Raw genomic sequence first — 13,809 nt, 5'->3', positions numbered from 1 at the left:
CGGCGTCACCCAACGCGGCCAGGCGAGCACCCAGCCCAGCGGTCGGGGCCGCCTCGACCCGCTTGGCCCGCCCGCGGACCAGACCGCGCAACAGGGGCGGGACGACGCCGTCGAGCTGGGCGGGGAGGTCCAGGCGCATCGCGAGGAGGTTGGGCTCGGTGCCCGCGAGCGCGGCGTCGAACAGGGCCAGGCCCTCCGCCGTGGTGAGGGCGGCCCCGGCACGGGTGACGCGGGCGCGTTCGACGTCGTCGAGCCGCCCGGTGATGCCGCTGGTCTCCGCCCACAGGCCCCACGCGACCGACACCGCGTTCGGGCGACGGCGCGCGACGGCGTCGAGAACGGCGTTGGCGGCGGCGTAGTTGGCCTGCCCGGCGGCGCCGAACGTGGCGGCGGCCGAGGAGAACAGCACGACGGGAACACCGTCGTCGACCAGCGCGTCGAGGTGCAGCGCCGCGTGCGCCTTGGCCAGGACGGGGTCGATCCGGTCGTCGGTGAGGCTCTCGACCAGGGCGTCGTCGGTGCTGCCCGCGGCGTGCACGACCAGGCCGATGTCCCGTCCGCCGAGGGCGGTGCGGAGCTGGTCGAGGTCGGCCACATCGCAGGCGACGACCTCGATGTTCGCGTCCAGGTCGGCCAGGTCGGTGCTCGCGAGCGGACCACGGCGGCTGAGCAGCAGCAGGTCGGTGACGCCGTGCCTGGTGACGAGGTGCCGGGCGACCAGCGAGCCGAGGGTGCCGGTGCCGCCGGTGATCACCACGGTGCCGCCGATCCGCTCCGGCTCCGGCGCGCGCGGCACCCGGGCGAGGCGGGGCACGAGCACGACGCCGTCCCGGACGGCGAACTGCGCCTCGTCGGTGTCCAGCCCGACGAACGGCGCGTCGGCCTCGGCCAGCACGAACCGCCCCGGGTGCTCGGTCTGCGCCGCCCGCACCAGCCCCCACACGGCGGCTGCCGCGGGACCCGTGCCGGTCAGCACCACCAGCCGCGACTCGGCGAACCGCTCATCGGCCAACCACTGCTGGACCAACGCCAACGCCCGCCGAACCGCCGCCCCGATGTCCTCCCCGTCGACCCGCACGGCGACCAGGTCACCCGTGGCGTCCGACAGGTCGGTGACCAGCGTCCAGGAGACGAGTTCGCCGCCGTCGAGGGGGAGCCAGTCGAGACGGAAGAGGGTGTCGCGGGGAGCTGTGGTGGGGTCGGTGGTCGCGGCGGGGCGGAGCACGAGGGAGTCAACCGTGATCACCGGCGCTCCGGTCGCGTCCGCTGCCACCAGGGACACAGTGTCCGGGCCCGCCGGGCTGATCCGCACCCGCAGGGCCGTCGCGCCGACCGCGTGCAGGGTGACACCGGACCAGCTGAAGGGCAGCCGGACCTCGGTACCGTCCAGCAGCCCACCGACGGCGATCGCGTGCAAGGCCGCGTCGAGCAGCGCCGGGTGCACGCCGAACCGCTCCCCGTCGGCGTCCAGCTCGACCTCGGCGAAGACCTCGCCGCCGAGCCGCCACGCCGCGCGGAGGCCATGGAACAGCGGACCGTAGTCGAGCCCGACGGCCTGGACCACGTCGTAGAACCCAGTGGTGTCAACAGGTTCCGCACCACTGGGTGGCCACTCGTCGAGCGGCACACCACCAGCGCGCGGCGGTGACAGGACACCGGTGGCGTGCGCGGTCCAGTCGCCGTCGTCGGGTCGTGAGTGGACGGTGATCGGCCGGTTGCCATCCGGCGTCGGCGATCCGACCTCGACCTGGAGTTGAAGCGCGCCCCGATCCGGCACGACCAGCGGGGTGCTCAGCGTCAGCTCGTCCACCACGGGGCAACCGACCTGCTCACCCGCCCGCAGCGCCAAGTCGACGAATGCCGTCCCCGGCAACAGGGCGGCGCCGTGCACCCGGTGCTGCGCCAGCCAGTCCTGAGTGGACGAAGACAGTCGGCCGGTGAGCAGCAGCCCGTCGCTGCCCGCCAGGGACACCATCGCGCCGAGCAACGGGTGGTCCGCACCGCCGAGCCCGGCCGCGGTCACGTCCCCGGCCGCGTTGAGCGCGGGCCAGTACCGCTGGCGCTGGAAAGCGTAGGTCGGCAGCGGGACGGGCTTTCCGCCCCAAGGGGAGAACACCGCGGCCCAGTCCAGGTCGACCCCGGCGACGTGCAGCCGGGACGCGCCCCGCAGCAGCGTTTCCACGCCAGGCCGCCCCGACCGCTGCAACGCCACGGCACCATCGCCGACCAGGGCGCTCAGCACCCCGTCCGGGCCGACCTCGACGAACCGGGTGACCCCCCGCTCGCGCAGTCGGGTCGCCGCCGCGTGGAACCGAACGGTCGCCCTGACCTGCCGGACCCAGTACTCCGGCGTCGCCACATCGGCGTCCAGCTCGACAGTGGACACCAGCGGGATCACCGGCGGGTGGAACTCCAGCCCGGCCACGACCTCGGCGAACTCCGCCAGCATCGGCTCCACCAGGTGCGAGTGGAACGCGTGCGAGACCGCCAGTTCCTTGACCCGGCGCCCTTGCTCACCAATCCTACGATTCAACAGTTGAACAATCCTACGATCCCCCGATACGACAAGTGAACGATCCGAGTTCACCGCCGCGAGGTCCACCCCCTCGGGCAGGCCGTCGGGGAACTCGGTGGCCAGTTCGGCCTCGGACGCCTCGATGGCCAGCATCGCCCCGCCCTCGGGCAGCGCGGCCATCAGCCTGCCGCGCGCGGCGACCAGCGCGCAGGCGTCGTCCAGCGAGAGCACCCCGCCGACGTGCGCCGCCGCGACCTCGCCGATGGAGTGGCCCACCAGCAGGTCCGGCCGCACCCCCCACGACTCCAGCAGCCGGAACGTCGCGACCTCGACCGCGAACAGCCCGGCCTGGGCGTTGTCGGTCCGGTCGATCGTGCCGGGGTCACCGAAGACGATCTCGTGCAGCGGCAGCCCGATCCGCGCCGCCACGGCGTCAAACGCTTGCGCGAACACCGGGTACGTCTCGTGCAGCTCGCGCCCCATCCCCGCGACCTGCGCGCCCTGTCCGGTGAACAGCACCGCGACCAGACCGGGTTCGACCACCCCACGCAACACGTCCGGGCTGCTCTCCCCTGCCGCGATGGCCGCCAGACCAGCGGAAGCGGACTCCCGATCGGCTGCCAGCACAACAGCCCGGTGCTCGAACGACTGCCGCGACGTGGCCAGCGAGAACCCGAGGTCGACCACCTCCGCGTCCACACCGGACAGCCGGTCGGCCTGCGCGGTCAACGCCGCGGCCGTGCGCCCGGACACCAGCAGCGGCACCACCGGCGGCGCGGCCAGGTCACGGTCGACGACCTCCGCGACCGGCGCTTCCTCGACTAGTGCCTCCTCGACGATGACGTGCGCGTTCGTGCCGCTGATCCCGAACGACGACACCCCGATCCGCCGAACCCGCTCCCCAGCGGGCCACGGCCGCGCGGCGGTCAGCAACTCCACCGAGCCCGACGACCAGTCCACGTGCGGGGTCGGCTCTTCGGCGTGCAGCGTCAGCGGGAGGAGTTCGTTGCGCAGCGCCAACACCATCTTGATGATGCTGGCCACCCCGGCCGCGGCCTGCGTGTGCCCGATGTTGGACTTCAGCGACCCCAGCCACAGCGGCCGGTCCCGGTCCTGCCCGTAGGTCGCCAGCAACGCCTGCGCCTCGATCGGATCGCCCAGCGCGGTACCGGTCCCGTGCGCCTCGACCGCGTCGACGTCCTCCGGGGACAGTCGGGCGTTGGCCAACGCCGCCCGGATCACGCGTTGCTGCGACGGGCCGTTCGGCGCCGTCAACCCGTTCGACGCGCCGTCCTGGTTCACCGCCGACCCGCGCACCACCGCCAGCACCGGGTGTCCATTGCGGACGGCGTCGGACAGCTTCTCGACCAGGATCATGGCGGCACCCTCGGCCATGCCCATGCCGTCGGCGCCCGCCGAGAACGCCTTGCACCGGCCATCGGAGGACAATCCCCGCTGCCGGTTGAACTCGTGGAACCCGGTCGGGTGCGGCATCACCGTGACCCCGCCGACCAGCGCCAGTGTGCAATCCCCGGAGCGCAATGCCTGACTCGCCAGGTGCAGTGCCGTCAGCGACGACGAGCACGCGGTGTCCACAGTGACCGCCGGACCCTCAAGCCCCAGCGTGTAGGCGATCCGCCCGGACACGACAGACGTGGCACCACCGGTGAGCAGGTAACCCTCAGAGCCTGCCATCCCCGCTTGCATACCCGCGCCGTAGCCCTGCCCGTTGGTGCCGACGAACACACCGGTCTGGCTGCCGCGCAACGACTTCGGGTGGATACCCGCCCGCTCCACGACCTCCCAGGCGCCCTCCAGCACGAGCCGCTGCTGCGGGTCCATCGCCAGCGCCTCGCGCGGGTTGATCCCGAAGAAGCCCGGGTCGAACATGCCTGCGTCGTGCAGGAACCCGCCCTGCGCCGACGCGACGGAGGTGTGCCCGTCCGGGTGGGTCAGGGTGTCGCCGACCCAGCCGCGGTCGGTGGGGAACGAGGTGATCCCGTCGCCGCCGTCCACCAGCATCCGCCACAGGTCCTCCGGCGAGGACACCCCGCCGGGCAGGTGGCAGCTCATCGCGACGATCGCGATCGGTTCCTGCTCGGTCGACTCCGCAGCCCGCAACCGCCCGCGGGTGTCGTGCAGCTCGGCGATGACCCGGCCGAGGTAGTCGCGGAGCTTGCGCTCGGCGGCGGTGCCGTTGTCGCTCATGTCAGCCCCAAGTCCTTCTCGACCAGGTCGAACAGTTCGTCGTTGGTGGCCGATCCGAGCCGGTCGAGCAGGTCGCCGCCGGACCCGGTGCCGCGCTGGGCGGCGAGCAGGGACTCCAACCGCATGACCACCCGGACCCTGGCGATGTCGTCGTCGGCCCGAGTGGACAGTGCGAGTTCGATGCGGTCCAGCTCGGCGATCGAGGGCAGGTCGTCCTCGGGTTCGTCCGGCAGCGCGATGGCGCGCAGGTGGGCGGCGAGCACGGTCGGGTTGGGCTGGTCGAACACCAGTGTCGCGGGCAGCGCGAGCCCGGTCTCGGCGGCGACGCGGTTGCGCAGTTCCACGGCGGTCAGCGAGTCGAAGCCGACCTCGCGGAACGCCAGGTCCGGGTCGATCGCCTCGGGGCCGGGGTGACCGAGCACCACAGCGGCGTGCGCGCGCACCAGGTCGAGCAGGGTCCGCGACCGCTCCACTTCGGACAAACCGGCCAACCGGGTGCGGAAGTCGGCCGCCGCCTCGGCCGGGACCACGGCGGCCACCTGCCGGGACGCGGCTTCCGGGAGTTCGGCGAGCAACCGGCTGGGGCGCAACGAGGTGAAGGCGGGCACGAACTTCGCCCAGTCGACCTCCGCCGCCGCGACGACGGTGTCGCCGTGGTCGAGGGCCTGGCGCAGTGCCACCATCGCCGGGCCCGGGGTGATCAGCGGGACGCCTCGGCGCAGCATGGGTTCGACGGCGGTCATGGCGACCATCCCGCCGCCGTCCCACGGCCCCCACGCCACCGAGAGCACCGGCACGCCCTCGCTGCGCCGGTGTTCGGCCAGGGCGTCGAGGTAGGCGTTGCCCGCGGCGTACCCGCCGTGCCTGCCCACCCCCCACACGCCCGCGATGGAGGAGAAGTAGACCACCGCGTCGAGTTGGGCGGGGTCGATGAGTTCGTCGAGGTGCCGGGCTCCGGCGACCTTCGCGGTGATCAGGTACGCCAGATCGCCGACGCTCGTGTACTCCAGCGGCGCCAGCGTGCCCATGCCCGCGGTGTGCATGACCGTCGTGACGGGACTGTCCAGTTCCGACAGCATCCTGGCCACGTCAGCGCGATCGCCCAGGTCGCAGGACACCACGTCGACCTTGGCGCCCAGCGCCGACAACTCGGCCACCAGGTCCGACGCGCCGGGGGCGTCCTGGCCCCGGCGGCTGGTGAGGACGAGGTGCTCGGCGCCGTTCTCGGCCAGCCACCGCGCCACGTGCCCGCCGATGGCTCCGGTCCCGCCGGTGACCAAGACCGACCCGCCCGGCCGCCACGACCGGATCGGCGCGGTCGAGCCGGTCGCGGCCCGCACCAGGCGTCGGGCGAAGGTGCCGGACGCGCGGACCGCCAACTGGTCCTCGTCATCGGTTCGCGTCAGCGCGGCGACCAGCCTGCTCGCGGCCCGCTCGTCGAAGTTCACCGGCAGGTCGACCAGTCCGCCCCACTGCCTGGGGTGTTCCAGCGCGGCGACCCGGCCCAGGCCCCACACCTGCGCCTGACCGGGGTTCACCGGCACCTCTCCGGCCGTCCCGACCGCGCCCTGCGTGACGCACCACAGTGGAGCGATGTCGGCTTCCGCAGCGGCGTGCAGCAGCGACAGCGTCGCGGTCAAGCCGACCGGGAGCGCCGTGTGCACCGGGTGAGGGGTCTCGTCCAAGGCGAGTAGCGACAGGATCCCGTCGACCTCGTAGCCGCTCAGCTTGGCGATCAACGACTCCTCGGTGGGGTCGATCACCAGTACTTCGGTGTCTCCGAGAGCCCGCGCGATCGGGGAGCCCGCCAACGCCTCGCTGACCACCACCAGCCACCGACCGGTGAGCACGGGCGTGCGGACCTCGTCGACGGCGGACCACCGGATCCGGTACCGCCACCCGTCCACAGCGGACTCGGCGCCGACCTGCCGGTGCCATCCGGCCAAGGCGGGCAGCAGCGATTCGACGGCAGACTCCGGCACACCCAGCGCCTCCGCCACGGCGGCACCGTCCGCGCGGTCGACGGCGGCCCAGAACCTCGCCTCGCCCGGGTTGCTGACCGGCGCGGGCGCCTCGGTGTGCGGCTTGGGCCAGTACCGCTGCCGCTGGAAGGCGTAGGTGGGCAGGTCGACGAACCGGCCGTCGAGCCGCCAGTCGACGACAGCACCCCGGGTGTGGGCCTCGGCGAGCGCGGTCAGCCACCGCGTCCGGCCACCGTCGTCGCGCCGCAGTGTCCCGATCGCGGTGGCGTCCTGGATCGCCGCGGTCAACACGGGGTGCGGGCTGGACTCGATCAGCAGCGTGTGGCCGTCGCGCAGCAGGGCGGAGGTCGCCGACTCGAACCGCACGGTCTCGCGCAGGTTGGCGAACCAGTACTCGGCGCCGAGCCCGCTGGTGTCGAGCAGGTCGCCGGTCACCGCGGAGTAGTACGGGATGGCGGCGCGGCGGGGCACGATGTGGGCGAGTGCGGCGGTGATGCGCTCGCGCAGGCGGTCGACCTGGGCGGAGTGCGAGGCGTAGTCGACGGGGATGCGTCGTGCCCTGATGTTGTCGCCGTTCAGCTCCACCAGGAGGTCGTCGAGCGCGCCGGGCTCACCGGAGACGACTGTCGCTTCCGGACCGTTGACGGCCGCCACGGAGATCCGCTCGCCCCACGCGGCGACGCGGTCGCGCACGACGTCCTCACCGAGCGGGATGGACACCATGCCACCGAGCCCCGCCAGTTCCGTGATCGCCTGACTGCGCAACGCGACCACGGCGGCGGCATCGGCGAGGCTCAGCGCGCCAGAGACGGCGGCGGCCGCGATCTCACCCTGGCTGTGCCCGACGACCGCGGCGGGCGTGACCCCGTGTGCCTGCCACAGTGCCGCGAGCGACACCATGACCGCCCACAGCACCGGCTGGACGACGTCGACCCTGGCCAGTGCGTCCTCGTCGGCAAGGGCCTCGGTGGGCACGAAGTCGATGTGCGGTGCCAACGCGTGCGCGCACTGGGCGAACCGATCGGCGAACACCGGCTCGTCCAGCAGTTCCAGCGCCATCCCCCGCCACTGCGAGCCCTGCCCCGGGAACACGAACGCGATCTTGACCGCGCCCGCCTTCCCCACTGTGACAGCGGAATGCGGCGTGCCCTCGGCGAGAGCGGTGAGACCTTGGCGCAGGCCGTCCTCGGTGTCGGCGACGATCACGGCCCGGTGCTCGAAGGTGCTCCGGCCGCCGAGGGTGTTGGCGATGTCGGACAGGGCGGCGGTCAGGTTCGCGCGCAGCGCCTCGGCTTGCCCGCGCAGGGCCTGCTCGGAGCGAGCCGACACGACGAAGGGCAGGGCCCGTCCGGTCTGCCGGGAGGTCGACTCGGTGGGATCGTCCTGGCCATGGGTTGCCTCCTCCAGGATGAGGTGGGCGTTGGTGCCGCTGGCCCCGAACGACGACACCCCGGCCCGGCGCGGCCGTCCGGTCGCTGGCCAGGGGGTGGTGTCGGTGACCAGGTCGACCGACCCGCTCGTCCAGTCCACCTGGGACGTCGGGGCGTCGACGTGCAGCGTCCTGGGCAGGACCCCGTGGCGCAGCGCCAGCACCATCTTGATCACGCCTGCGGCACCGGACGCGGCCTGGGTGTGCCCGAGGTTCGACTTGACCGCGCCGAGCAGCAGCGGCCGCTCCCGGTCGCGCCCGTAGGTGGCCAGCAGCGCCTGCGCCTCGATCGGGTCGCCGAGTGTGGTGCCGGTACCGTGCGCCTCCACAGCGTCCACATCAGACAGTTCGAGGCCCGCGTCGGCGACAGCGGCGCGGATGACCCGTTGCTGGGACGGCCCGTTCGGCGCGGTGAGGCCGTTCGAAGCCCCGTCGGAGTTGACCGCGCTCCCCTTCAGCACTGCCAACACGTTGTGCCCGTTGCGTTGCGCGTCCGAGAGCCGCTCGACGAGCAGCAGCGCCGCACCCTCACCCCAGCCCGTGCCGTCGGCCGCGTCGGCGAACGCCTTGCACCGGCCGTCCTGGGCGAGCCCGCTCAGGCGGCTGAACTCCACGAACGGCCCCGGTGTCGACATCACCGACACACCACCGGCCAGCGCCAGGTCGCACTCGCCCGACCGCAGCGACCGCGCGGCCAGGTGCAGCGCGACCAGCGACGACGAGCACGCGGTGTCCACGGTGAGCGCGGGTCCCTCGAAGCCGAAGCTGTAGGCGACCCGGCCGGACAGGATGCTGGCGGTGGCCCCCGCGAGCAGGTGCCCCTCGACATCGTCCTCGGAACTGAGCAGCAGGTAGCTGTAGTCCTGCCCGTTGCTGCCCGCGAACACGCCGGTCCGGCTGCCGCGCAGGTCGTGCGGGTCGATGCCCGCGCGTTCGACCGCCTCCCAGGCGGTTTCCAGCAGGAGCCGCTGCTGCGGGTCCATCGCGATGGCCTCGCGCGGGGAGATCCCGAAGAACGCCGGGTCGAAGTCAGCCGCCTCGTGCAGGAACCCGCCCGCCTGAACATAAGACGTGCCGCCGTCGGCGTCCTCGGCGAACAGTTCGTCGAGGTCCCAGCCGCGGTCGGTGGGGAACGCGGAGATGGCCTCGTCGCCCGCCAGCAGCAGCCGCCACAGGTCTTCCGGTGTGGTGACGCCGCCGGGGAAGCGGCACGCCATGCCGATGATCGCGATCGGTTCGTCGACGGTGACCCGCGCCGCGACGTCCACGACACGGGTGGTCCCGGTCAGTTCCGCGACGAGGTACTCGGCGAGCGCGGCGGGCTTCGGGTAGTCGAACACCAGGCCCGCGGTGAGGGTGAGCCCGGTCGCGGCGGCGAGCCGGTCGCGGACCTCGACGGCGGTGAGCGAGTCGATGCCGAGGTCCTTGAACGGCAACTGCGCGCCGATGTCGTCCGGCCCGCGGTAGCCGAGCACGGCGGCGACCTCGGCGCGCACCAGGTCGAGCAGGACGCCGGTGCGGTCGCCCTCGGGCAGGTCGGCCAGCCTGGACACCCACTGGGCGCGCACGTCTCCGGCGGCGAGGGGCTCGGGGTTCTCGTCGACCAGGTCGGCGAGCAGCGGACTGCGGCGGGCGCTGGTGAAGGCGGGGGCGAACACGGCCCAGTCGACGTCGGCCACGGTGAGGTCGGTGCGGCTGTCGAGTGCGCGGCTGAGGGCCTTGATCGCCTTGGCAGGCGACATCGGGCGCAGGCCCCGGCGCAGCAACTGGTCGTGGCTGTCGGCGGCCATCCCGGCGCCTTCCCACGGTCCCCATGCGACGGACACGGCGGGAAGGCCCTTGCCGCGCCTGGACTCGGCCAGCGCGTCGAGGTAGGCGTTCGCGGCGGCGTAGGCGCCCTGGCCGCCACCACCCCAGGTCGCGGCGACGGAGGAGAAGTAGACGAACTCGGCGGCGGGCAGCAGTTCGTCGAGCAGCGCGGCGCCGACGACCTTGGCGCGCAGGACCTCGGCGTACTCGGCGAGGCCGGTCTCGTTGAGCGGCACGAGGTCCGAGACCCCGGCGGCGTGCACGACGGTGCCGATCTCGTGCTCGGCGAGGAACGCGACGACCTGCTCGCGGTCGGTGACGTCGAGCGTGACGACCTCGCCTGCCCCGATGCCGGTGCGGCTGGCCAGGATCACGCGCTCGGCGCCTTGCTCGGCCAGCCAGGCGGCCACGTGCGTCCCCAACGCGCCCGTCCCGCCGGTGACCAGCACGGTTCCCCGCGGCGCCCAGGGCATCCCGGCGGTGGGGACGGCTCGGGCGAGCCTGCGGCCGAACACACCGGTCGAGCGGATCGCGACCTGGTCCTCGCCGCTCGTGACGACAGCCACCAGCGCGGCAGCGGCACGGTCGTCCGGCACCGGCATGTCGACCACGCCGCCCCACCGGACGCCCAGTTCCAGTGCGGCGACCCGGCCCGCGCCCCACAGCTGGGCCTGGCTCGGCGCGGTGAGCCGGTCGGCGCGGCCGATCGACACGGCGCCCCTGGTGACGATCCACAGTGGAGCGTCCAGGTTCGCGTCGCCGAGCGCCTGCTGCAGGATCAGGGTGGCGACCTGGCCGGAGGTCATCGGCGGGTACTCGGCGTGCGCCGAGTCGTCGTCGGCCAGCAGGGACAGGACGGCGGCGAAGCCCGTGCCCGCGACGTCGCGCAGCCGGGCGGCGACCGACCAGCGGTCCACCTCGGTGCGGGCCAGCGGCAGTTCCACCACGTCGACCCCGTGGCCGCGCAACGCCCGCACGGTGCCGATCACGGCCTGGTCGTCGGCTTTCGCGCTGGGGACGACGACCAGCCAGGTGCCGGGGGCGCTCGGCGCGGTCAGGCCGGTCACCGGGGTCCAGGTGGCGCGGTAGCACCAGGTGTCGACCTCGGTGCGGTCCCGTTGGCCGCGGCGCCAGTCGACCAGCGCGGGCAGGACCGCGCGGACGGCGGTCTCGTCGGTGCGCAGGGTCGCGGCCAGCGCGGCCGGGTCGGCGCGGTCGACGGCGGTCCAGAACGCGTCGTCCTCGGTGCCGCCCGCGGACGCCGGGTTGAGCCAGTACCGGTCGCGACGGAAGGCGTAGGTGGGGAGGGGGACGAGCTTGCCGCCCCAGGGTTCGAACACGGCGCGCCAGTCGACGCCGACGCCGGTGGCGTGGGCGCGGGACAGGCCGGTGACCAGGGCGTCGACCTCGTCGCGGTCACGCCGGGACAGGGCGATGGCGCCGTCGACCACGGCGGTGAGCGCGGCGTCCGGGCCGACCTCGACGAACCGGGTGACGCCCGCCGCGCGCAGCCACTCGACGGCGGCCGCGAACCGGACCGGCTCGCGCACCTGCCGCACCCAGTAGTCGGCGTCCACGTCGATCAGCAGCTCACCGGACACAGTGGACATAACGGGCAGTGCCGCGCGGCCGTGCGCGATCCCGGCGATGGCCGCGCGCAGGTCGGCCAGCATGGGGTCCATCAGCCGCGAGTGGAACGCGTGCGAGGTGGCCAGGTCCTTCACCCGGCCGGAGTGTTCAACAATCCGCTCTTTCAACAGTTGAACAATCCTACGATCCCCGGATAGCACAACTGACCGATCCGAGTTGACCGCCGCCAGGTCCACGCCGTCCGGCAGCCCACCGGGGAACCGTCGCGCGAGGGTCGCCTCGCTGATCTCCACGGCCAGCATGGCGCCGCCCTCGGGGAGGGCACCCATGAGCCGGGCACGGGCGTTGACCAGCGTGCACGCGTCGGCCAGCGTCAGGATCCCCGCGACATGGGCGGCCGCGATCTCGCCGATGGAGTGCCCGACCAGGTAGTCCGGCCGCACCCCCCACGACTCCACGAGCCGGAACAGCGCGACCTCGAAGGCGAAGATCGCGGGCTGCGCGTGCTCGGTCCGCCCCAGGTCCCCGAACTCGCTGACCCCGAGTGCCGCCCGCACCTCGGCGAACGCCGTCGCGAACACCGGGAACGCGGCGGCCAACTCCTCGCCCATCCCCGCCCGCTGCGCGCCCTGACCGGTGAACAGGAACGCCGTGCGGCCGTCGTCCGCCGTGCCGGTCACGACGTTCCCAGCGGTCCGGCCAGCGGCAACGGCGCGCAACCCGTCGATCAGCTCGTCGCGATCCGCCGCGAGCACGACCGCTCGGTGATCCAGGCTCGCCCGACCGGTGGCGAGGGTATGCGCGACGTCGAGCACGCTCCCCCCGAGCCCGCCGAGCAGCCGCTGCGCCTGCTCCCGCAACACCTCGGGGCTGTGCCCGGAGACCGGGCACGGTGTCTGCCGGGAAGCACGCGGTGCCTGGCTCGGCTGGTCGTCGGCCTGCTCAGGGGTGGACAGGATGACGTGGGCGTTCGTGCCGCTCATGCCGAACGACGACACCCCGATCCGGCGCGGGCGGTCCACCTCCGGCCACGGTCGCGCCGAACTGAGCAGCCCGAGACCGGTCCAGTCGATGTGCGGGGACGGCTCACCGGCGTGCAGTGTCCGCGGCAGCACCCCGTGGCGCAGTGCCAGTACCGACTTGATCACCCCGGCGACCCCGGCGGCGGCCTGGGTGTGGCCGATGTTGGACTTCACCGACCCCAGCCACAGCGGCTCGGCCCGGTCCTGCCCGTACGCGGCGGCAAGGGCTTGCGCCTCGATCGGGTCGCCCAGCACGGTCCCGGTGCCGTGCGCCTCGACGGCGTCCACATCGGACGGCGACAGTCCGGCCGCGGCCAGCGCTGCCCGGATCACCCGCTGCTGCGACGGACCATTCGGTGCTGTCAAACCGTTCGAAGCCCCGTCCGCGTTCACCGCCGTGCCGCTCACGACGGCCAGCACGTCGTACCCGCGCCGACGAGCCTCGGAGAGCCGGGTCAGCACCAGCACTCCAGCGCCCTCACCCCACCCGGTGCCGTCGGCGTCAGCCGAGAACGCCTTGCAGCGCCCGTCCCCAGCCAACCCGCCCTGCGCGCCGAACTCGCTGTAGAGGCCAAGCCCGGCCATGACCGTCACCCCGGCCACCAGCGCCAGGGAACACTCGTCCCCCTGCAACGCCTTGACCGCCAAGTGCAGCGCGACGAGCGACGACGAGCACGCGGTGTCCACAGTGACCGCCGGACCCTCAAGCCCGAGCGAGTACGCCACCCGTCCGGACACGACACTCGCGGCACTGCCGGTCAGCAGGTGCCCCTCAGCGCCCTCCGGGATCTCCAGCCCGATGCCGTAGTTCGACGCGCCCGCCCCCGCGAACACCCCGGTTCGGCTGCCGCGCAACGACAACGGGTCGATGCCGGTCCGCTCCAACGCCTCCCACGCGACCTCCAGCAGCACCCGTTGCTGCGGGTCCATGGTCAGCGCCTCGCGCGGGCTGATGCCGAACAGCGCGGCGTCGAACCGGTCGGCGTCGTCGAGGAACCCGCCGCGCACCGCGACCGGGTCGACCTCGATCCCCCGCCCCTCGGGGAACCCGGTGACCGCGTCGCGCCCGTCGCGGACCAGGTCCCACAGGTCGTCCGGGGTGCGCACGCCACCGGGGTAGCGGCAGCCCATGCCGACGACGGCGATCGGTTCCCGCAACTCCGCCAGCCGCTCGCGCGTGTCGGCGAGGTCGGCGGTGACCCGCTTGAGGTACCGCAGGAGCTTCTCGTCGTCAGCCATGTCGGGGTCCTCCAC

General features: G+C 73.3%; 2 protein-coding genes (1 of these 2 only partly in view). Both read right to left on the bottom strand.

The window, feature by feature from the left end; translation table 11 throughout:
* A protein-coding gene (locus tag CLV68_RS09195; RefSeq protein WP_121389964.1) for a type I polyketide synthase crosses the window boundary here: on the bottom strand, positions 1–4,723 show its 5' end (the start). 5,312 nt of this gene lie to the left of the window's left edge; only the first 4,723 of its 10,035 coding nucleotides appear in the window; the start codon lies at positions 4,721–4,723; its stop codon lies beyond the left edge, outside the window.
* Positions 4,720–13,809, bottom strand: coding sequence for a type I polyketide synthase (locus tag CLV68_RS09190; RefSeq protein ID WP_425454827.1), 9,090 nt, complete (start codon positions 13,807–13,809; stop codon positions 4,720–4,722). Before CLV68_RS09190 ends, CLV68_RS09195 begins: the two co-directional genes overlap by 4 nt.

It is taken from the genome of Actinokineospora cianjurensis (genome assembly GCF_003663795.1).
In the GTDB taxonomy this organism is placed as follows: Bacteria; Actinomycetota; Actinomycetes; order Mycobacteriales; family Pseudonocardiaceae; genus Actinokineospora; species Actinokineospora terrae.
This window is presented reverse-complemented; position numbering and strand designations above follow the sequence as displayed.